At 36.6% G+C, this 21,853-nt stretch carries 24 protein-coding genes; 9 read left to right on the forward strand and 15 right to left on the reverse strand.

Going from position 1 to position 21,853, the window contains the following annotated elements; genetic code table 11:
- Positions 1 to 10: 10 nt before the first annotated feature.
- The gene (locus ACPF63_RS02905) at positions 11 to 580 is read right to left on the reverse strand and encodes a hypothetical protein (protein ID WP_426481914.1); all 570 of its coding nucleotides are present in this window, start codon (positions 578 to 580) and stop codon (positions 11 to 13) included.
- A gap of 83 nt (positions 581 to 663) precedes the next feature.
- On the opposite strand from ACPF63_RS02905, the gene ACPF63_RS02910 reads away from it, so the two are divergent.
- Positions 664 to 1,176: a thioredoxin family protein gene (locus ACPF63_RS02910; protein ID WP_426481915.1), complete on the forward strand. Its 513-nt coding sequence runs from the start codon at positions 664 to 666 to the stop codon at positions 1,174 to 1,176.
- Between the two features lie 67 nt (positions 1,177 to 1,243).
- Here ACPF63_RS02910 and ACPF63_RS02915 read toward each other — a convergent pair whose 3' ends face one another.
- The 5 genes from ACPF63_RS02915 to ACPF63_RS02935 form a co-directional block, all read right to left on the reverse strand.
- On the reverse strand, positions 1,244 to 1,846 hold the full coding sequence (locus ACPF63_RS02915; RefSeq protein WP_426481916.1) for a hypothetical protein: 603 nt from the start codon (positions 1,844 to 1,846) through the stop codon (positions 1,244 to 1,246).
- Positions 1,847 to 1,977: 131 nt separating this feature from the next.
- The gene (locus tag ACPF63_RS02920) at positions 1,978 to 2,373 is read right to left on the reverse strand and encodes a DUF7674 family protein (protein WP_047388578.1); all 396 of its coding nucleotides are present in this window, start codon (positions 2,371 to 2,373) and stop codon (positions 1,978 to 1,980) included.
- A gap of 51 nt (positions 2,374 to 2,424) precedes the next feature.
- Entirely contained in the window at positions 2,425 to 2,556 is a 132-nt protein-coding gene (locus tag ACPF63_RS02925; protein WP_426481917.1) for a hypothetical protein, read from the reverse strand.
- 82 nt (positions 2,557 to 2,638) lie between these two features.
- A complete protein-coding gene (locus ACPF63_RS02930; protein WP_105700953.1) occupies positions 2,639 to 2,995 on the reverse strand; it encodes a DUF7674 family protein in 357 nt (118 codons plus the stop codon).
- Positions 2,996 to 3,006: 11 nt separating this feature from the next.
- Complete coding sequence (locus ACPF63_RS02935) at positions 3,007 to 3,171, reverse strand: hypothetical protein (RefSeq protein WP_232538993.1); 165 nt, start codon at positions 3,169 to 3,171, stop codon at positions 3,007 to 3,009.
- 418 nt (positions 3,172 to 3,589) lie between these two features.
- Here ACPF63_RS02935 and ACPF63_RS02940 point away from each other — a divergent pair, with 418 nt between their 5' ends.
- From ACPF63_RS02940 to ACPF63_RS02960, 5 genes are all read left to right on the forward strand, one after another.
- A complete protein-coding gene (locus ACPF63_RS02940; protein ID WP_047387111.1) occupies positions 3,590 to 4,603 on the forward strand; it encodes a nucleoid-associated protein in 1,014 nt (337 codons plus the stop codon).
- A gap of 60 nt (positions 4,604 to 4,663) precedes the next feature.
- The gene (locus ACPF63_RS02945; protein ID WP_426481918.1) at positions 4,664 to 5,626 is read left to right on the forward strand and encodes a hypothetical protein; all 963 of its coding nucleotides are present in this window, start codon (positions 4,664 to 4,666) and stop codon (positions 5,624 to 5,626) included.
- 312 nt (positions 5,627 to 5,938) lie between these two features.
- On the forward strand, positions 5,939 to 6,142 hold the full coding sequence (locus ACPF63_RS02950; protein WP_077419309.1) for a bacteriocin-like protein: 204 nt from the start codon (positions 5,939 to 5,941) through the stop codon (positions 6,140 to 6,142).
- A gap of 72 nt (positions 6,143 to 6,214) precedes the next feature.
- A complete protein-coding gene (locus ACPF63_RS02955; RefSeq protein ID WP_077419310.1) occupies positions 6,215 to 7,072 on the forward strand; it encodes a GLPGLI family protein in 858 nt (285 codons plus the stop codon).
- A gap of 106 nt (positions 7,073 to 7,178) precedes the next feature.
- On the forward strand, positions 7,179 to 7,958 hold the full coding sequence (locus tag ACPF63_RS02960) for a cyclase family protein (RefSeq protein WP_426481919.1): 780 nt from the start codon (positions 7,179 to 7,181) through the stop codon (positions 7,956 to 7,958).
- A gap of 81 nt (positions 7,959 to 8,039) precedes the next feature.
- Here ACPF63_RS02960 and ACPF63_RS02965 read toward each other — a convergent pair whose 3' ends face one another.
- The 6 genes from ACPF63_RS02965 to ACPF63_RS02990 all read right to left on the reverse strand — a co-directional run bounded on the left by ACPF63_RS02965 (position 8,040) and on the right by ACPF63_RS02990 (position 15,298).
- A complete protein-coding gene (locus ACPF63_RS02965; RefSeq protein WP_047378678.1) occupies positions 8,040 to 8,792 on the reverse strand; it encodes a succinate dehydrogenase/fumarate reductase iron-sulfur subunit in 753 nt (250 codons plus the stop codon).
- 12 nt (positions 8,793 to 8,804) lie between these two features.
- Positions 8,805 to 10,721, reverse strand: coding sequence for a fumarate reductase/succinate dehydrogenase flavoprotein subunit (locus tag ACPF63_RS02970; RefSeq protein ID WP_426481920.1), 1,917 nt, complete (start codon positions 10,719 to 10,721; stop codon positions 8,805 to 8,807).
- A gap of 11 nt (positions 10,722 to 10,732) precedes the next feature.
- Positions 10,733 to 11,389 carry a succinate dehydrogenase cytochrome b subunit gene (locus ACPF63_RS02975; RefSeq protein ID WP_047387121.1) on the reverse strand — a complete coding sequence of 219 codons (657 nt, stop codon included), beginning with the start codon at positions 11,387 to 11,389 and terminating at the stop codon, positions 10,733 to 10,735.
- A gap of 16 nt (positions 11,390 to 11,405) precedes the next feature.
- Positions 11,406 to 12,836, reverse strand: a complete 1,431-nt coding sequence (locus ACPF63_RS02980; RefSeq protein ID WP_426481921.1) for an anion permease — start codon at positions 12,834 to 12,836, stop codon at positions 11,406 to 11,408.
- A gap of 20 nt (positions 12,837 to 12,856) precedes the next feature.
- Positions 12,857 to 14,023, reverse strand: coding sequence for a porin (locus tag ACPF63_RS02985; protein ID WP_047387125.1), 1,167 nt, complete (start codon positions 14,021 to 14,023; stop codon positions 12,857 to 12,859).
- Positions 14,024 to 14,248: 225 nt separating this feature from the next.
- Positions 14,249 to 15,298 (reverse strand): linear amide C-N hydrolase, encoded by a 1,050-nt coding sequence (locus ACPF63_RS02990; protein ID WP_426481922.1) that lies wholly within the window; start codon positions 15,296 to 15,298, stop codon positions 14,249 to 14,251.
- A gap of 357 nt (positions 15,299 to 15,655) precedes the next feature.
- Between ACPF63_RS02990 and ACPF63_RS02995 the strand changes: the two genes are divergently transcribed.
- The 3 genes from ACPF63_RS02995 to ACPF63_RS03005 all read left to right on the forward strand — a co-directional run bounded on the left by ACPF63_RS02995 (position 15,656) and on the right by ACPF63_RS03005 (position 19,495).
- Positions 15,656 to 17,878, forward strand: a complete 2,223-nt coding sequence (locus tag ACPF63_RS02995; protein WP_232538992.1) for an ATP-binding protein — start codon at positions 15,656 to 15,658, stop codon at positions 17,876 to 17,878.
- 21 nt (positions 17,879 to 17,899) lie between these two features.
- A complete protein-coding gene (locus tag ACPF63_RS03000; RefSeq protein WP_426481923.1) occupies positions 17,900 to 18,451 on the forward strand; it encodes a biliverdin-producing heme oxygenase in 552 nt (183 codons plus the stop codon).
- Between the two features lie 117 nt (positions 18,452 to 18,568).
- Positions 18,569 to 19,495 (forward strand): malate dehydrogenase, encoded by a 927-nt coding sequence (locus ACPF63_RS03005; RefSeq protein WP_426481924.1) that lies wholly within the window; start codon positions 18,569 to 18,571, stop codon positions 19,493 to 19,495.
- Positions 19,496 to 19,653: 158 nt separating this feature from the next.
- Here the strand turns inward: ACPF63_RS03005 and ACPF63_RS03010 are convergent, their stop codons facing one another.
- The 3 genes from ACPF63_RS03010 to ACPF63_RS03020 form a co-directional block, all read right to left on the reverse strand.
- Positions 19,654 to 20,571, reverse strand: coding sequence for an alpha/beta fold hydrolase (locus tag ACPF63_RS03010; RefSeq protein ID WP_426481925.1), 918 nt, complete (start codon positions 20,569 to 20,571; stop codon positions 19,654 to 19,656).
- 506 nt (positions 20,572 to 21,077) lie between these two features.
- Entirely contained in the window at positions 21,078 to 21,512 is a 435-nt protein-coding gene (locus tag ACPF63_RS03015) for a hypothetical protein (protein WP_426481926.1), read from the reverse strand.
- A gap of 86 nt (positions 21,513 to 21,598) precedes the next feature.
- The gene (locus tag ACPF63_RS03020; RefSeq protein WP_426481927.1) at positions 21,599 to 21,850 is read right to left on the reverse strand and encodes a hypothetical protein; all 252 of its coding nucleotides are present in this window, start codon (positions 21,848 to 21,850) and stop codon (positions 21,599 to 21,601) included.
- Positions 21,851 to 21,853 lie beyond the last annotated feature (3 nt).

Genomic DNA, 21,853 nt, shown 5'->3' on the forward strand with positions numbered 1-21,853 from the left:
ATAAAGGAAACTAGTTTTGTTTTTGATCAATTTTCTCCAAATCTTTCTTTACTGTCCTGACATCTCCTTCCGTAAGCTTACCATAGCCCATTTCTTTAATTTGCTTGAGTTGTATTTTTCTTATTTCATCTTGTTTATTATTTTTTAATAACCCATCCCGTAATGAAATATATTGTGGAGCAGCATATACTTCATCTTTCAAAAACTTTGTAATATTTTTACTATCTATGGTGCAACCTAAAATATACTCCATTTTTAAAGGGTTTCTGGAGTAAAATGTATAGATGTCTAAAAATCTTTTATCCTTTCTTTTAAACAATTCTTTCCCTGAATATAATTTTAATGCATTGCTCCCATTCATCGCAAAATAATAGAGCTCGTCATTGCTCGCTATTTTGGCAACTTTTTTAAATTGATTATAAATTTTACTTTCTTCTCCACCGACTCCGATATGAGATGATTCAGCATAAGAAATAGTATCTAAAGGCTGTGCCAGCTTTTTTACCGCATCGGAAACCTGAGCATTATATCCTGCAAAGCTGAAAGCTAGAAGAAAACCGTAAAAATATTTATATCCCATTCTTTATAATAATATTTAAAGTTAAATAAAATAATTGAACGATTAAATGCTTAAATTCGTGTAGATTTAAACAAAAATTCAGAATGAAATACTCTAAAATTATTATCGTTGTTACACTGTTTTTATTTCAGTTAGGAGCAGCACAGGAAAAAGCAGATATAGTATTGAATACAGCTTTCAAAGAAGCTAAAGCAGACAATAAAAATGTTTTACTGGTATTCCATGCTTCATGGTGCAAATGGTGCAAGATGATGGAAAAAAACATGAATCTTCCTGAAGCCAAACCTATTTTTGATAAAAGATTCGTCACTGCTTATGTGGATGTTCAGGAAAGAGGCGAAAAGAAAAGTCTTGAAAACCCTGGCGGGCAGGAATTGATGAATAAATATAAAGGTGAAAATGCCGGACTTCCTTTCTGGCTGGTTCTGAACCCAAAAGGAGAAGTATTGGCAGATTCTTTTGATGATAAAGGGCAAAACCTGGGATCACCGGCAACCCCGGAAGAAGTAAATGCTTTTATTGCTAAACTGGGAAAATCCTCAAAACTGAGTAAAGAAGAATCGCAGACCATTGAGAAAGTGTTTGTGACGAAATAAGACTTTTAAAAATAGAAAATCCCTCCAATATGTTCATTGGAGGGATTTTTATTATATCATCGATTGATTAAAACTTCTTATAGTAATATTCAATATTTGTCCATAAAACCTGATCTCCTGATTTTACCATTTCAGAAGGAGTGGTAAATATATTCCCAAAAATATTTTCGTATTGGGTTGTCCCAAAATGTGCACTTTTAGTAATCAGCAACCCTTCTCCATCGGTTCGGGGTACTCTTTTAATGTATCTGTAAGTTCTTTTTAAAGTGAAAGAGGAGGTATTTTTATTGAAATCACCAATATAAGTTGGCTTATTAGTAGTATTCTCTTTGATGAGTACAGAGTCATTTACAATCGTGAAATTATAAGTGAAATCTGTAGATGAGGTTTCGGAAATCAGTTTGATGGTCTTGTTGGTAAGATCAAGGCTTATCTTTTTCCAGGCAGGTTCCTGATACATGCTCCAGTATTTACTCAAATAAGATTCATCAGGATTAGATTTACTTCCAAATGATCCGGTATAAAGAGTGGTTCCTTTTACAGCATAGCTTTTAAATTCAAATTGATACATTTCTTTATCAATCGGCTTCGGATCGTCAATAGTGCTGTCATTATTTCCGCACGAAACCAGAGATAGGCCTATCATGGCTGCGTAAAAAGGGTACTTCATCGTTATTTTTTCGCAAAAGTAAGGGTTTTGCACGTATTGTTGAAATAGAAGAGGGTGTGATTTGTCAGTAACAGAACAAAAAAGCAAAAAGGCGAATTCACTTATCTGCCTTTTTGCTTTTTGTTTACATGTTATTTTCCAAAATATATCATATCCTGCTTCTGCTGCTCATTATAAATGATCTGGAAGCTTACAGGCATATATTGATAAAGGAGTTTCCAATGTTGAATCTTTGCGTGTTTTTTGAAGCTTTCAAAAGATCTTACAAACAGATTTTCAATCATGGTTCTTACATAAGAATCCCCGTTTTTATAGATTGAGTCCATCAGTTTAAGGTGATGGGCAATAATGCTGATTTTAGATTCCTGTAAAAGATTCTTCAGATAATTCACGGTAGCCTGCATGATTCCAGCGAAATTGTCCTGAACAGACAATTGTGTGATTTCATTGCGAAGTGGCGGATAGAAAAATTTTAAGTATTCAACAGCTATTTTTTGATTAATAGTTTGCATTTGTACTTTCATCATAATTAAGAATTTTTCAAACACTTTATATTGCAGCGAAATGTATACCAAAATTTAAAGGCAGGCTGCAAAAATAAATACACATACTATCACAGCGATGTGAGTGAGCAATATCTCTGTATTGTGTCTGTTGGTCGTGGTTTTCAAGGTTTTCCAATCTGAAATTCTTCTTATTTTATTTTTCATAATCTATTGATTGTGAGTTATTTTTGATTTTGTTTAATTTAAACACTTTGTAATGAAACGGATAAAAAATGTAATAAAACCTTTATATACCGTGACTGTAAATTTGTCTTGAATATACCTTCTGAAGGTTGGTAGAAATGTGACTAAAAATCACTTTTCTGTATTCTTCACTGCAGAAAGCGGTACAATTGTCCAGAGAATAGATGAAAGTAGTCTCAATAGCATTTTTTAATACGGTATCTCCGTCAGTATAAATTTTGTCCATTTTCTGTAAACTTCTGAACAGCAAATTTCTGTCATTCTGGCGGATCATGTTTTTAATGCGCTCCGTGAAAGTGCGGATGATGCTGTATGAGTTTTGAATTTTAATTTCTTTCACTTCTTTTTCGAAATCGGGAACCACGTCGGTGATTTCCTTTACGGCTTGTAGATAATTCATAATATTATATTTTAATGGTGATTCTGTTCCAGCATTCTGATGATGGCGCCAAAGATGAAAATGGTTAAAAAAGCAAAAAAGAGCAGGTGATAGGGCTTCAGCCATTTTGGAGTTTCAGGTCCTCTGCTTTTTAATCTTCGCAGCTTATCGAGTCTGTTTAATGTCTTTAAGTCCATTTTTCTATGTTTTCAAATCATGATGCCAATGGTATTCCGTTAGAAATATGTCTTATTTAAATGTTTGATATTTAAATAATTATGTATTTGTTGCTGAATTTTTAAAACAAAAAAGCATGTCAAAATGATAAGGGTTTTATCAATTTGGAAAAATGAAAGCCAAAAACTTCTATTATCAAGTCTGGTACAAACGAACGACTGAGAATTGGGACTGTTTCAAAGGCCAAATGGTTTAGCTGTTGTCATTCTGACGAAGGAAGAATCTAATTGATATTCAGGTTTATGGGATTCTTCACTACATTTCATTTCATTCAGAATGACACAGTGGGATAAAATCTCACCCAGAATAAAATGAAAATTTTTAGGTTTCGCAGAAAGAATAAGAATGAATATCTTTGCAGTCCAAATATTCAGAAAAATGTTTTCAAAAATAATAGTACACAGAGTAGGAAATAAGATCAATGGAGATTCCCTGACGCTTTCCCAGGAAGAATTGAAACTGGAAGAAGGAATGGCAGAAATGCTTGAAGATTACTTTTTAGGTTCCTTTAAATCAGAAGAAACTTTTCATTTTTACAGTGATACTTACCTGGTAAATAACCCGGTTTACAGTGCTGTATCAGAAATTTTTGATGACAAATCCAAGTTCATCTGGGAGTCGGAGAATATTGCAAAACACCTTTTTGATGCTGCCGAAAACCCAAGAGTTCAGAGTGGGGAACTTTTTATCGTACTTTTTGAAGATGAAAGTGACCGTCCTGATAGAGTAGACAAGATCGGGATCTTCAAAACAGAGAAGAGAGAATCTTTCCTGAAAATCAACCCTTCAGAAGAAACTTTTGATATTGAAAAAGATCAGGGAATTGGTTTATCTAAAATTGATAAAGCCGCTTTGATCTACAACAATGATAAAGAAACCGGATATGTACTTTCTGTAGTTGACAACAACAAAAACGGAGATATGTACTATTGGTTCGAAGATTTCCTGAAGGTAAAACAGCGTGATGATGAATATTTTCACACGCAGGAGGCTTTGATGGTCTATAAAGATTATATCACAAAACAGCTGCCTCAGGAATTTGAAGTTTCCAAAGCAGACCAGGCGGACTTCCTTAATAAGTCTATCAATTTCTTCAAAGAAAAAGAAGAATTTAAGTTAGATGATTTTGCCAGTGAAGTATTGGGAGATGAACACGTGATTGAAAGTTTTGTCAACTTTAAAACAGATTACGAACAGGAAATGCAGGTGAACATCGCTGAAGAATTCCCGATCAGTGAAGCTGCGGTAAAAAAGACTCAGAGACATTTTAAAAGTATTATTAAACTGGATAAAAATTTCCACATTTACATCCACGGAGACAGACAGAAAATTGAAACCGGAGAAGATGATAAAGGAAAATACTACAGACTTTATTTTGAAAAAGAGGTGTAAAAAGATATCTCCCGTTCAATAAGAAATCATAACTTTATCTCACCACACAAAATAAACGTTATGAAATTTTTGATCATTTTCTGGGGAGCTTTTTTCTTTTTTTTCAGTGCTCCTTTTCCCATTTTCATCTATATGATGGGTGAGGAACTGGCGACAGAACCGAGAAATTCATTAGCTGTGAGCTATGGGTATCTCGGTTTTTCTTTGCTTATATGGTTGTATGTGATTCTTTTCTTTATCAATATACTTTTTATAAAAACCTTTAAAGAGAAGAATATGATTCAATCCATACTGCGGAACGGAATTCCAAGAGAAGCCAAAATCATCAACTATAAACTTCTGAAGTATATTCCGAAAACCAATATGAATATCATTCAGGTTGTACTTTCATTTCCTAATCTCAGAAATACAGGAATTGAACATGAAATGATGTTTCACGACTCCAAACCACAGGAAAAAAGATTTGATGTCGGAAATAAGGTGAAAGTACTATTAAATCCCAATGTTTCAAAGGAACCTTACTTTATTTTAAGCGATCAGAAAGTCGGGTTCAATACCTCAGGAATCATTTTAAGAATTGTGTTTACTGTCCTGTTGATTACTTACGTGATTGGGCTCTACTATTATTTCTATATGCGGGAATCCTTTGATTTTGGCTGGAGATTTCTGACTTTCATGCATCCGATTATTTTCAGTGGAGTAATGACTCTTATTTATATTTTGGTTTTTCAGTTGCTGATCAGCAGGCTTTTTAAAAATAAAAAAGAAGAACGAATCCTCTTTTCAGGAAGAAATGCTGAAGCCAATATTATCAGTGTAAGCCAGACAGGTCTTCTTGTCAATGATCAGCCGCAGATTATGTTTCAGGTGAGCTTTAAAGATTTCAGAGGAACAGAACATATTACTGTTTACAAGAAAATTGTCAGTCTTTTGAACCTCTCTTCTGTTCCTAAATCCGGAACTATTGAAATCATGTATGATGAGAATGATCCGAAGAAGATTATGATTCCTAAAGGGTTTTAAGGAAAAGGCAAAAAAGTAAAATGCTAAATTTGATGGTAATGCGTCAAAATAATTAAACAACCTTTAGACTTTATATGTGAAAATTTCTGTTTGAAATTAATTATTTAACATAATCAAGAATAATAAAAAGCATTTTTTTAATGAATACTTTTTGTGTAGGAAATATGATAAAATCAATTCAATTTTATACGAAAATTTTTTAAGTGAAAAATATGTTTTTATCAGATAAACAACTGCTTAACATAATAAAAAATATCCTATAGATATGAGTTAGTTGTATATATATTTGAGACCTGATTAAAAACATATTTTATGAAAAAATTAAAAAAAATGACTCGTGAAAACCTTAAATCTGTAAAAGGAGGTCAAGTTTGGTATGCTGAAACTTCTTGCGGTGTACAAGCTACAACTACTCAAGATTGGACAGCAGAGCAAGCAAATGCGTGGGTTGAAGCTCTTGAAGCAAATTATTGTAAGTCGGCTTCTCACTATGGTCCTAGTAATAATCTAGCCTAATTAGCTTAAATTAATGCACTTATAGTGAAAATTAAGACTATAAGTGCAATTTTATAATGAAAAATATCTCTTATGCATTACCATAAAAAACTAATACAAATATTCATTTTATTTTATAGTGTTTTATCTTATGCACAATCATACAGACAGGATACTCTTCATGGTGAATTTACTTACCAATTAAAAGCTAAATTCGATTTACGAACTGATTATAAACATGAGGAACAATTTTTATTACAGATAGGGAATAACCGTGCATTTTTCGCAAGTAATATATCACTTAAGGGTGATTCTGTAATGACGGCTTCAGGAACAGCAACAAAGAATGCTGATGGTAGTATCACTCTTGGTTGGAAAAAAGGAACAGTGATTCCAAAAACAGGTTTATCTTTTACCATAATTCAATCTAATGAAAATATACAATATTTTAGATTAGTTGGAATGTCTTTACTTACTTATAAAGAACCAATAATAAAGAATTGGAAACTTATTAATGAGTCTAAAGTGATCAATACAATTAATTGCAAAAAAGCAGAAGTTACCTTTAAAGGAAGAAACTGGATAGCATGGTATTCTCCTGAAATTCCATTGCCTTATGGTCCATATAAATTTAGTGGATTACCAGGATTAATTGTCAAAATAACAGATGATAAAGGAGATTTTGATTTTGAACTGGTAAAATCTATACCTGCATCTAAATTAAAAGGAAAGTTAGTTACCATCAAGAAAAACAGATATACTGAAGCTATAGAAACAACACAACAAAAATTAAAACAAGCATTAAGAAATGCAGAAGCAAATTCTGCTGCTGTACTTGCAAGTTATGGAACGACAATAATAAAAGGTCAGGAAATGGTAAGACAGAGAGAAAAAGAACGAGAAGAAAATAAAAAATATGAAAACCCAATAGAATTAGAAAAAGATCAGTAATTAGCTGATCTTTTTTATGTACTGATCAGATTCTTAACTCAAACAAATATTCCATTTATTCTTCTTTTTATCATATTCGCTATCTTTGTCTTATTAGCTAAATCATATGAAAACAACAATTGTTGATCTGACAAAACCTATTCAATATAATGCAGGTGACCCATGGTTCATGAGGGTGAAAATCAAACATAAAGCACACAGAAAATCACATTGGCTGATTCGTCTGGCGTTAAGACTGCCCTCAAGACTTTTTCCTAAAAACTGGACGGGCTGGGCAGATGACACGATTAAAAATATGGGTCTTCATGCCACCACTCATATTGATGCTCCATGGCATTATGGTCCTGTAGTAGAAGGTAAACCGGCTAAAACTATAGACCAGATTCCTCTGGAATGGTGTTATGGGGATGGAATTGTGATTGACTGTACTCATAAAGAAGATTTTGTGGCTATCACCGTAGATGATCTCAAAAAAAACCTTGACAAAAATGGAATCATGATACAGGAAGGAAATATTGTACTGATCAGAACTGACCGAGATAAGATGATGGGAACTTCAGATTTTGTAGAAAAAGGTACAGGAATGAGCAAAGAAGCTACAGAGTGGTTGATTGACCAGGGCGTAAAAGTAATGGGAATTGATCAATGGGGCTGGGATCTTCCTTTAAGATATATGGCTAAAAAAGCCAAAGAACTCAATGATCCTGAATTCTTTTGGGAAGGACACCGTGTAGGAATTGAAAAAGAATATTTACACATCGAGCAGCTTACAAATCTTAGTGCATTACCTCCATCCGGATTTAAAATCTGTGTATTTCCATTAAAGATTGTAGGCGGTTCTGCAGCTCCGGCAAGGGTTGTGGCCATAATGAATGAGCAGAAGTAAATCATAAAAAGAAAGAGCAAACCTGCATTGCAGATTTACCCTTTCAAACATTATCATTTTTAGCGTTCTTCTTTTATTGATCTAAGCTTTTTTCCTGAAAAATAAAGCTCTGCTATACTCAAAATTCATTCTGGCGATATTGAGTACGGAAATTCCTTGTGGACATTCCACTTCGCAGGCTTCTGTATTGGAACAGTGCCCGAATAATTCGGTGTCCATCTGAGCTACCATATCCAGAACCCTTTTACTGCGTTCTTCCTTCCCTTGAGGAAGAAGGGCCATATGGGTGATTTTTGCAGAGGTAAATAATGCTGCACTTCCGTTTTTACACGTAGCCACACAAGCCCCACATCCGATACAGGCTGCGGAATCAAAAGCTTCTTCAGCAGTCTGGTGAGTCACCGGAATGGCTGTAGCATCAGGAGCCTGGCCTGTGTTTACAGACACAAAACCTCCTGAAGATATAATTCTATCGAAAGCAGAACGGTCTACTTTTAAATCTTTCTTCACCGGAAAAGCTTCAGCACGGAAAGGTTCTATCAGAATCGTTTCCCCATCTTTAAAAGACCGTAAATGAAGCTGGCAGGTGGTTGTATTTTTCAGAGGGCCATGGGCAATACCGTTAATCATCATTCCACATTGTCCACAGATTCCTTCACGGCAGTCGTGATCAAATTCTACAGGCTCATCACCTTCAATGATCAGTTTTTCGTTTAAGGTATCCAGCATTTCTAAGAAAGACATATGGGAGTTCAATCCTTTCAGGTCGTAGCCCACCAGTTTTCCTTCACTTTTTCTGTCTTTCTGTCTCCATATCTTAAGATGTAAATCCATAATTTTCTGTTTTTATTTGTAACTTCTTACCGTTGGCTGAATTTCTTCAAAGGTTAAAGGCTCTTTAATCAGCTCAGGTTCGCCATTTTTACCTGTCCACGCCCATGCGGAGATAAACTGGTATTCCGCATCATTTCTCATCGCTTCCCCGTCCGGAGTCTGGAATTCTTCCCGGAAATGCGCTCCGCACGATTCGTTACGGGTTAAGGCATCATAGCACATCAGTTCTCCTATTTCAAAATAATCGGCAACGCGGCCTGCTTTTTCCAGTTCGGTATTCATTTTATCTCCCTGCCCGGAAACCCTTACATCCTTATAAAATTCCTCTTTCAGTTTTCTGATTTCCTGAATGGCATATTTCAGACCTTCTTCATTTCTGGCCAGTCCGCAATAATCATACAGGAGTTTTCCTAATGTTTTGTGGAAATAATCAACGGTTTTAGTTCCTTTAATACTTATAAAATCACGAATCTGCTCTTTAACGGCATTTTCTGCCTGTTCAAATTCAGGAGTGTTCGGTGAAATTTTTCCGGTATGAATTTCATCTGCCAAATAGTTTGCAATGGTGTAAGGAGCAATGAAATAACCGTCTACAGAAGCTTGTAAAAGAGAATTGGCTCCCAATCTGTTGGCTCCGTGATCCGCAAAATTAGCTTCACCTAGGGCAAACAATCCCGGAATGGTGGTCATCAGCTCATAATCTACCCAAAGTCCACCCATTGAAAAGTGTGCAGACGGAGAGATCATCATAGGTTCTTTATATGCATCATAACCTGTTATTTTCAGATACATATCGAATAAGTTTCCATATTTTTCACTGATCTTATCTTTTCCCTGTTCCTGTATCGCTTTTGAAAAATCGAGATACACTGCATTTTTCAAAGGCCCGATTCCAAAACCTGCATCAATTCTTTCCTTGGCTGCACGGGAAGAAATATCCCTCGGAGCAAGATTCCCGAAAGCCGGATATCTTCTTTCCAGGTAATAATCTCTTTCATTTTCGGGAATATCATTCGGAGGTCTGTTTTCAGCTTCTTTCAATGGTATCCAGATTCGGCCGTCATTACGTAATGATTCAGACATTAAGGTCAGTTTAGACTGATAATCTCCGGATTGTGGAAGAGAAGTAGGATGTACCTGAATCCAGCTTGGGGAAGCCATTAAAGCTCCTTTTTTATGAGCTCTCCAGATTGCAGAACCATTACATCCCATGGCGAGGGTAGACAGGTAATAGATTTTACCATAACCTCCCGTTGCCAATACTACAGCATGGGCTGCATGTCTTTCAATGTCTCCGGTGTCTAAATTCCTTACGATAATTCCTCTGGCTTTCCCATCAACAGTGACCAGATCAAGCATTTCATGTCTTGAAAACAATTGTACAGAACCTTTTCCAACCTGTCTCATCAAAGCCTGATAAGCTCCCAGAAGAAGCTGTTGCCCTGTTTGTCCTCTCGCATAAAAAGTACGGCTTACCTGAACCCCTCCGAAGGAACGGTTATTCAGATATCCTCCATATTCACGTCCGAAAGGTACACCTTGAGCTACAGCCTGGTCGATGAGGTTCAGAGAGCACTCTGCCATACGGTATACATTTGCTTCACGGGCTCTGAAGTCGCCTCCTTTCAGTGTGTCTATAAACATCCGGTAGACACTGTCACCATCGTTTTTGTAATTTTTTGCAGCATTCACACCTCCCTGGGCTGCCACAGAGTGTGCTCTTCTCGGGCTGTCCTGGAAACAGAATGATTTAACATTATATCCCATTTCTCCCAAAGAAGCAGCAATGGAACTTCCTGCCAGTCCTGTTCCTACTACAATGACATCCAGTTTTTTGCGGTTGGCAGGGTTAACGAGTTTTGCTTTCTTTTTATAATTATCCCATTTATGTTCTAATGGGCCTTGTGGTATTTTTGAATCTAAAATCATGACCGTTCTGTTTAATGATAAGTAAAGAATACATACACCGGCATCAATGCAAAACCTACACAGATAATGATTGAATAGGCAATTCCTATAGTTTTGAACCATTGTACAAACTTAGGGTGATAGAGCCCCAATGTTCTTACAGCACTGTGTATCCCATGGATCAGGTGATAGCATAAAGCAATCATTGATAAAACATAAATGATAACGTACCACCATTCTTTAAAGACATTCACTACCAGAATGTACAGATCCTTATTTCCGTTTTCATCCAAAGGCGGATTTCCGAATTTGTAGATATACCAGAAGTTCTGGAAATGGATCACCAGGAAGATCAGGATTAATGTCCCGAGAATTCCCATATTTCTGGAAGCCCATTTACTGGCTCTTCCACGTCTGTCCGACTGATAACCGCCACCAGACTTTTTATTTTTTAACGTAATGATCAGCCCGTCTACAGCATGTAGAATAATACTGGCATACAAAACATAAGAAACTATTTTGATAATAATATTTCCGGATAGAAAATGCGAATAAGCGTTAAATTGCAGGTGCGCCTGTTCTTGTGGCAGAAAAAGCTGAAGATTTCCGAGAAAATGAATCAACAGGAAGAATCCCAAAAAGAGTCCTGTAAGGCACATCAGCATTTTTCTTGACAGTGTTGATAACATATTTTTTATTTTATGATTAATAATATCCTAAGACTTTCATCCACAATCCTCCTACAACCATATAAATGATCAATAGAACGATTCCTATTTCAAGACCTCTGACCCACCATGCTTTCAGGTCTACATATCCGCTTCCGAAGAATACCGGAGCCGGGCCATGGCCGTAATGGGTAAGTACCCCATAAATAGAACCCATGAAACCCAGCATCATCGTCAATAGCATAGGAGGAATTCCCAAAGAAACCCCAACACCCAGCAATGCTGCATACATAGCTGCTACGTGAGCAGTAGCACTGGCAAAAATATAGTGACTGAAGAAATAGACTACAATAATAACCGGGAAAGCTACCTGCCAGCTCAGACCTCCAATTTGTACCTTGATAAGGTTACTGAACCAGCCAATGAAACCCAGTTCATTTAAAGAACTTGCCATCATCACCAGTACAGCGAACCAAACAATGGTATCCCATGCTCCTTTTTCACTTTTTACATCCTCCCAGGTCAATACTGAGGTTAACAGCAATAAGGTTAATCCAATAAATGCAGTAGTGGTTGCATCAATAGAAAGTGCTCCGCCAAATATCCAAAGGGCTAACAGAATGAAAAATGCCAGTAACATCAGCCATTCATTTTTAGAGATAGGTCCCATTTCTTTTAATTTCTGAGCTGCCATTTTCGGAGCATCACCTGTTTTTTTCAGTTCAGGCGGGTATAGTTTGTACAATACCAAAGGAACGACAAAGAAGGCTACCGCACCGGGAATAAAACCTGCAGCAGCCCATGACATCCATGTAATATCAATACCCAGGTTCGCTGCAAATTTCTGACACATCGGGTTACTTGCTGTCCCCGTAAGGAACATAGAAGAAGCGATGAGGTTCATATAATAACTGTTCAACGTTAGGAATGATCCTAATTTTCTGTGGGTTTCAGGCTTTTCAGGAACGGAATCAAAGCTGATAGCCATAGACTTCATGATAGGGTAGATAATTCCACCTCCTCTCGCTGTATTACTCGGAATAGCAGGTGCCAGACAAACATCGGCAAGTCCTAATCCGTAAGCCAATCCCAATGAACTTTTACCAAAAATCCTGATGAATAGAAAGGCAATACGGTTTCCAAGTCCCGTTTTGATAAATCCTCTGGCAATAAAGAATGAAATCCCGATCAGCCAGATTACTTTATCTCCAAAACCGGAAAGCGCTTTGGTAATAGATTTTCCAGCATCTCCCGGAGCCACAACCTGCGTAAGGGCTGTAAAACCAATGGCCATCATACACATTGTACCCATTGGTGCTGCTTTAAGAATAATCCCTAAAATAGTTGCCGCAAAGATGGCGAACAGATGCCAGGCATTCTCAGCAACACCTTCCGGAGCAGGAATGAACCATATGATTAACGCAACAACAAATGTAATCGCTACGTTTTTGATATTAATTTCTTTCATGATACTAACTATTTAATCGTTTAGAATCTACTCTGTACCTGCACAATGAATAGATTGTTATTGTATTGTGATGTATTTTCCACCTGATATTTGTAACGGTCAAACTGAACCCCCAACTGAATTCTTGCACCGTAATTTTTCAGAAATTCCAATCCGAACATAGGAGTGATCGTTTGTCTTGGGTTGGAAGCCATTCTGAAATTGGTATCAAGGTATTCGTACCGGCATGATAATTCAAAAGCACTGAGGTTCTTATGGTTGATTTCATATCTTAAATTCGGAAGAAAATAAGCTCCTCGGATCAGATACTGATCAGGATTATCAGGGCGTAGTTCAGGGGCAATGGAATTGTACAGAACGTGGTTGGTCGCCTGTTTGGCTTCCAGCTGCATATCAAGGCTCCATTTTGGATCAAATTGAATCAGTGAGCTCAGATCTACTCCCAGAGCATATACTTTTTTGCTAAAAACTTCCCCGGTACCCGCATTTAGTCCTACGTTAAAATTATATTTTTTGGAGAGTCCAAAAACCAGACGGGTAGAATATTGTTTTCCGTTATCGTTGTCATTGATTTGATTCTTTCCATTTCCGTTGACTACCGAAACAGCATATTGGAAAGGGATTTCTCCTAATTGAAGCTGTCCTGTAGCAGACATACCAATCTGGAAACTCGTCCAGCCCAGTTTTCCGAATTCAGTATACTGATTGGACCAGTCTAAAGATTTAATAATATCAATAGGGTAAGTTTCTTCGATACCGAACCAAGGTCTGAACTGTCCTACCGTAATTGCTAATTTCGGATTGAAGGTATACTTCAGATAAGCATTTTCAAGAACTCTGCTTTTAGGATCATTTTTAAAATCGGCAAGGTTGGCCAAAACAACAACTTCTGTACGTTTACTGATCTGTGCCCGTACCTGAATCCTCATGTATTTGAGCATGAAATTATTATCCGTTCCGGAACCATCGGTATGATGGAGTCCGTTGACATCAACATCCTTGGACATCCCCACGAGATAACGTGCCTGAAAAAGGCCTTTGATCTGCAGCTGCGGATATTTTACATTGTCTTCTTCCTGTGGAGGTGGGGTGGTCTTCAGAGAATCCTGATTTTGCGCATAAGCTGATAACCCACAGGCTAGCATGCACAGGATCAGGCTTTTCTTTTTAATCGAAAAAAAGGCCATATCTATTTTTGTTTTTTTATTGTAAACTTTATTTTACCATTACTTTCCTGCATGCACTTAAATGAAAGACAAGTATTTTAAACTACCTGTCAAATCTTTGATTTGGCATCTATCCCGAGGAAAGGAGTGGCTACACATTCAATTATAGTGCTGCATACTTAGGTCTTTTCATCTGCTGAAGGCAGATTGTTTTTGCATAAGCGTAAGCGGTTTGTGGTAAAATATCTATTTTAATCCTAAGAATGTGAACGGTGCAGATTCTTTAAAATTTGCGTTGGATTTACCGTTGTAAGTGTTATTATTACTAAGATCCAGTTTCATTACTTTTCCCTTAGAGCTCAGGTCGAAATCTTTAAGATCTACCCAGAAAGTATTCGGTGTGAAAACCGTTTCAAAATAATACACCAGGTTTTTCTGATCCGAGACAGAACGCCATCTTGTTGAAGAAATATTAGGCTCTGTTGCAGAGGTGATTCCGTAAGGAACGGAACAGTTTCTGATGACACTGAAAACACTGGCCACCGCTGTACGGGTATCGGCAGTCTGCGGAATTGCATTCACATAGTAAGAAGCTCGTACAAAGCGGTCTGCAGCGCGGTTGGTTCCCGGAAGCATAACTGTTCCCGGAATTCCTTTCCAGTAATTGTTAAGGGCCAGCTGTTCTTCAAAAACAGGAGAATTGGTCATTACCGTATAAGATGGATCATGATGAATGACCAGTTTACCGTCAATATACTCAAATACAGCATTGTCTCCTGAAGCATCGGAAATGGAAAGATGGACTGTTGTAAATCTTTCTGTTCCCGGAATATAATCACTTACAATAACAAACGGTTCTTTTCGTGAAAATTCTACTGCTTCTTTTACGGTGGCAAAATTATCGAGATAATATTGTGCCCATAATGATATGGCAAGTCCCTTTTTACTTCCTTTTCCATCGAATTTCGGGTACTGGGATTCTCCTAACCAAAGCAGGTTGGCAACCAGTCCTTTTTCGTTCATTCCGTCTGCTGATGCAATATCCCAGGAAGAGCTGATAAGGCTTCCGTATTTGGAGTTCCATTTTACAGATTTAGAGCCTACCTGCCCGTTGCGGTCTATTCCTTTTGGGAAAACCCACAGGTTCGCAGGGATTTCGTCACGCCAGTCCATAGAACGGGCTGTAATAACGGTATTCTGAGGCCCTTTGTAAACCACTCTTGTGCATGCTTCCGATGGATTCCATAATCCTATAGAGAGGACCAGAGAAAATAAAATTAATGGGAACTTTTTCATAATAGTATTATTTGAATTTAAATTTTGTATTGAATTTATTGTGAATAATTCAATTAATTCTGATCATGTTCATTATTTGGTGATATAAATTTAGATAAATTTGTTTAAATAAAATAATTATTAAGGTTAATAATGTGTAAATCATGTTATGAATCATAATTAAAGCATGATAATTGGATTATTGGATGTTTTTTTGTATATTTTAGATATATGACATTAAAAGTGGGTAAAAATGAAGAATATTTCAATGTGTTTTTCGGCCTTTTTTTAAACTGATTTTTCTCTTGAACATTTGATAGACTGAAGTTTAAAATCTACGTACCACAAAATAGGAAGCTGTTCCAAAAAACGTTATATTTGATAGATAGACTGAAGAGATATATGAATTTTATAGAATGCCATGAAGAACCTATCCATATTCCGGGTTCTATACAAAGTTTTGGTTATTTGATTGGCATTGATGCGGAGTCCCGTACCATTACTTTTTTTAGCAGGAATATTTCGGATATATTTAAAATCGGGAGTTCAGAGGAACTGTTCGGAAGGCAGCTTACTGACTTTCCGGAAAGTTTTCAAAGCATTATTGATTCAGAAATCTATACTTCATTGGATAAGTTTACCAGACGGAAGAATGAAACTTATTTTGATAAGATTTTTATTGGTGATACAGAGTACCATTTTTCTGTTTTCAGAAGTGAGCTTTATATTTTTATGGAGTTTGAAGAAGTCCTGATTAATCCCAATAAACGAATTTCGAATAAGTACGATAATTTTTATATCATCGATAATGAAAAGGAGCTCTGGAATCATCTTCTGGAAACCCTGTCGAAGGTGGTAAACTATGACCGGATGATGGTCTACAAATTTATGATGGATGGTTCAGGAAAAGTAATCGCCGAAAAGAAAAATGAGAATATGGAAAGCTTTCTGGGACTTCATTATCCGGAATCCGACATTCCAAAACAGGCACGCGATCTTTATCTGAAAAAAAGAAAAAGAATTTTCAGCAATGTATATGCAGATACGGTTCCTATTTTAAGCAGGAGCCCTGAAAAGATTGACCTTACTTACTCAGCATCCAGAGGTATGTCACCCGTTCACGGGCAGTATCTTAAAAATGCAGGCGCTGCTTCAAGCTTCAGTGTTTCCATTATTATTGATGATCATCTTTGGGGATTGGTAACCTGCCAGAATGTAGAACCTAAGCATATTGACCTTGAGGACAGGGTGCAGGCAGGAATTTTTACAGCTTTGGCTGCTAATGCTTATTCATCTTTTAAATCCAAGAGTGAACTGAACTACCGTTTGGAACTGAATGAGAAAGTGTCTCAGCTTAAAACGGAGTTTTTAAAACATAATAACCTGTTCGACTCTCTTATTGAGTGTAAGACAGAGATCAGAAATCTACCTGAGGCGGATGGGCTTGCCATTGTTTCGGATGAGAGTATCATAACAGATGGTAAAACTCCCAATCCGGAAAGTATCAACAGAATTGTCCAATGGGCACTGGGGAATACAAATGAGAGAATCTATGTAAGCCGTAACTTTCTTAAAGAGCACGGTGATGAACTGGATCTGTCTGACAATGCTGCAGGTATCGTTATTTATTTTATAGAAAAGGAGAAAAATGAAATGCTGATCTGGTTCCGGAAAGAGTTTGATGAACACATCAACTGGGCCGGGAATCCTGAGAAAAAGATAAGTGTCTTTTCTCAAAACGGAGAAGAAAAGCAGATGATATCACCTAGAACCTCCTTCCGTATTTTTACAGAAAATATCAAAGGAAATTCTAAAAGATGGAATTCCAGAAATGTGAGTGCTGTACAGGCGGTAAGAGATTTGATTTTAGAAACCTCACACAAAAATTATAATGCAATCAAAAGGCTTAATGATGAGCTGAAAAAGGTAAATGATGAACTTGACAGTTTTTCTTATACCATTTCGCATGACCTGGGAACGCCTCTTACGGTAATGAAACTGAATGCACAAATGCTTTTGGGAAATCTTGCTGATGATTCTATAAAAAGCAAAAACAAGATCAATACGATTATTGAGGAAATAGATAATATGGCGGAAATGATGCATGATGTACTGCAGCTCAGCCGCGCCAAGCATAGTGAAATACAGCTTGAAAGCCTGAAAACGGCTCATACCATTGAAAAAATATCTCAAAATGCCAAGATGACCTATGGGAGTCCAAACAGTGAAATCATCATTAAGGAATGTCCGGATGTACTGGCTGATAAAACAATGCTTCATCAGGTGTTCCTGAATATTATCAATAATGCCGTGAAATATTCTTCCCACAAAGAGCTTCCGAAAGTGGAAATTGAAGGGAGAGAAGATGGCCAGACTATTATTTACAGAGTTTCCGACAATGGAATCGGTATTCCTGAGGAGGAAAAACATAAGATGTTTAAAATCTTCAACAGGATGGATAATGCGAAGAAATTTAAAGGAAACGGAGTAGGGCTGTCCATTGTACACCGTATCATGAAAAGGATAGGAGGAAATGTGGATTATGAAAGCAGCAGTGAAGGAACTTCCTTTATTTTAACGTTCAAAAAGCCTTATATTTGAGAAACTTTTAAAACGTTATTTATGGTATCAGAATATCTTAAACAGAATACGACAGATTATCACGATGCAGCAGAGAAACTTTTTAATTCTGAAAAGATTTTTAACAAAACTTTCACCTTAGAGGATTATAAAAAAATCATCCATACCAATTACCTGATGCTTCTTCACAGTGAAGACAAAATATTCAGCAGTCTTTCCGGTAAATATGCAGAGAAACTTCAGCTTGATGCAAGAAAGAAGCTTTCTCTTATTGAAAAAGATCTGAAAAGCCTTTCTCTGGAAAATCAGGAAGTATCTCATAACCTGGAGTTCAATAACGAGCATGAAGCGCTAGGAGCGATGTATGTGATTGAAGGTTCTACCCTTGGTGGGAACGTAATTGCCAAACAGCTTTCCAAAACGGAAGGTTTTGATGAGGTTCCATTCAACTTTTTCGGGTGTTATCAGGAAAATACAGGACCTATGTGGAAAAATTTTAAAGAAGTTCTGGATACGGAGGTAGCTGAAGAAAACTACAAAGAAGTGCTTTCTGGTGCGAAAAAGCTGTACACGTTTTTACTGAACGTCAACTAATTTATTTTAATTCTAATTAAATTCCTGAAAAATTGCGCATTTTTTCAGGAATTGTTAAATTTGGGGAGTTTCAAATTTAAACTTAACTAACAAAAATAATTTTTAAAAAGTAACAATATGAAAGTAACTGTAGTAGGTGCAGGCGCTGTAGGAGCAAGCTGTGCGGAATACATCGCAATGAAGAACTTCTGTTCAGAAGTAGTTTTGGTAGACATTAAAGAAGGGTTTGCTGAAGGGAAAGCAATGGACTTGATGCAGACAGCATCTCTTAACGGATTTGATACAAAAATTACGGGTACAACAGGAGATTACAGCAAAACTGCAGGTTCTCATGTAGCAGTAATCACTTCAGGAATTCCTAGAAAACCTGGAATGACAAGAGAAGAATTGATCGGTATCAATGCTGGTATCGTGAAAGAAGTTACTGAAAACTTAGTAAAACATTCTCCGGAAGTAATCATCATCGTGGTTTCTAACCCAATGGATACTATGGCTTACCTTGTTCACAAGACTTCAGGTCTTCCTAAGCACAAAATCATCGGAATGGGTGGTGCATTAGACTCTGCAAGATTCAAATACAGATTGGCTGAAGCATTAGAAGCTCCAATTTCTGATGTTGACGGTATGGTAATCGCTGCTCACAGTGATACAGGTATGCTTCCGTTATTGAGCAAAGCTACAAGAAACGGTGTTCCTGTAACTGAATTCTTAAGTGAAGATCAACAAAAATATGTAATCGAAGAAACTAAAGTAGGAGGAGCTACTCTTACGAAATTATTAGGAACTTCAGCTTGGTATGCTCCAGGTGCAGCAGTTTCTGTAATGGTTCAGGCAATTGCATGTGACCAGAAGAAAATGATCCCTTGTTCTTTAATGCTTGAGGGAGAATACGGTCAAAATGATATCTGCCTTGGTGTTCCAGCAATCATTGGAGCAAACGGAGTAGAATCAATTGTAAACGTAGCATTGACTGCTGAAGAGCAATTGAAATTCGCTGAAGCTGCTAATGCAGTAAGAGAAGTGAATGGAGATCTTAAATTTTAATGATTGCCAGCTTTTAATCAGGAATTAAAATAGATAAAACCCGGCTGTTTCATTTGAAACAGCCGGGTTTGTTTTTAATCTTTGAATATTGATTAAGTTTTTGGCGCGGCCGGAGGCCGCGCCAAAAACTTAATATCTGTAAAATAGTCAATACAATATCACTTTGCAGTATTCACAAACTGACTGACAGCATTCACAAATTCTTTATTTTTTTCATAGTACAAAAGATGCCCGCCATCAATAGAAACTATTTTTTGATTAGGAAACCTAAATGTTTTATAGTGCTGGGTTCCGACTGCTTTATCCTTTTTTCCGGTAATAATCAATACAGGAACATGAATATCTTTTGTAGCAGGAGCGTAATCGGCATAATATTCCGGGAAATCTTTGGGTTTTGAGATGACCGCCATTCCGAAGTTGATAATTCGGGGATGGAGAGAATCAATTTTATCTGACTCTTTGATGGTTTCAATATCTTCGGTCAGGAATTTATATCCGATTCTTTTTTTCCTTAAGGCACTGCTGATTTTTGAAAGTTCTGATGGAAGACTGTCTTTAGGAACAGCCCTGGTTTTTGTCTGTAAAAGACTGTTCCCATATTCAATCTGTTCTTTAACTGATTCATCATTCAGGAAATGTAAGGTAACATTCGCCAGAATGAGTCCTTTCGTATGCTGAGGATATTTTTTTGCATAATTGACGGCAATGATTCCCCCAAAGGAGTGGGCCAGCAGAAAGATTTTTTTCAAATGGAGATGTTGTCTCATTTCTTCTATATCCTGAACCATTTTATCGAGATGATAGTTTTCCGAAGTGCCGGATGCGCCGGAACCCCGCTGATCCATATAAACCATCTGCATGCTTTTTTCCAGATTATTCCCTCCCATCAGTTCAAAAGAGGGATAGCCCTGCCCGGGACCTCCGGGAACATAGAAACAGGCTTCTCCTTTTCCGGAGACTTTGTATTTGATCTTTACATGATCTGAAGTTTCATAAAAACCTTCAGAATGATGATTCTGAGCTGAAACGACAGCCAGAGATATGAACAAAAAGAGTAGGAGATAGATTGTTTTCATATTATTATAACAATTGTAAAGAGTTATTTATTACTAAAATACCAGATTATTTTCCTTTTGCTTACTCATAACAGTGCTGGTTACTGCTGCCAGTTTTCTTTCAGTGTTGGTGATTTTACAATGATAGACAGTGATGGTTTTACCAGATTATGTAGGTTTTGCATGAGCTGTAAATTTATCTTTCCAGGTTGGGCGGAAAAAGTTAATCTTAAAGTTCTATATTGGTAAAGCTTTTTTCTTCATTCATTAGTGTAAAGTGGGCTGTTCCGATGGCCATATCTGCCAGTTCACGTTAATTTGCTATGGATAGTTCCCTGTTGATTTCCCTATATTTCGGTATCTGTATTGATGAAGACTTTAGCTTCTCCCGAAGATATCTAGGTTATTTGAAATTCAAGTGTTTTTAAAAACTTATCTTCATGGAAATGTGATGGTTGTATAATAAAGTGTAAAACCACTGCACAAACAGTGGTTTTGTTTATTTATAGGCACGAGCGGATTCCGTATTATTTGCAGTCTTCACCCCAACAACGATTTTTTATTTTCATTAATTTTAAAATATGGACAGTAAGCTCTTCATCATAAACATATCTTCCTACGCCAACCCTGTAAACAATGCCGTTCTTGACTGTAAAAATTATATCCACTTTTTGACCATTAAGAAATATTGTAAGGTAACCATGGTTGTGACTAACTCTCACTTCTTCTCCTTCAGAAAATTGGTTAATTCTTTTACAGATAAATGCCAGATTGTTACTATCTTTTACTTTTAGATTTCTTATACCTCCATTGAATTCACTCCATCGGTTTTCTATTATTATAAACACCCCCTGCAAGAATGCAAGGGGTTTTATAATAAAAATAATAAAGCCACCACTCAATAGCGGTGGCTTTATTATTACTTCACCACACGATGCAATCGTGAGGCAACGAGGGGACATAATAATTATGGTTGCCTTCTACTTCAAATTTGTGAACTTCAAAAAGAAAGAAGCCGTCTCACTTCATTGAGTCGACTTCTTTTTATTTAATGTTGATTTTTTAGTTTATCAAAAATATTATCCCGAAGTTTTTCTACTGACTCTTTACGATTAGACCAAGCTTTAGAATTTAATAGATAATTATCAGCTTCAGTAATTTTTAATTTAAATTTCAAAACTAATAACATTGTTGATTGCATCATAGATAAATCATCTTCTAATTTCATTTTTAATATTAAATCTTCAATATTAGTGATTGTGTAATCTTTATATTTTTCCAATAACTCTGTATTATTCATATT

It is taken from the genome of Chryseobacterium sp. R2ACT005 (assembly GCF_049949215.1).
Classification (GTDB): Bacteria; Bacteroidota; Bacteroidia; order Flavobacteriales; family Weeksellaceae; genus Chryseobacterium.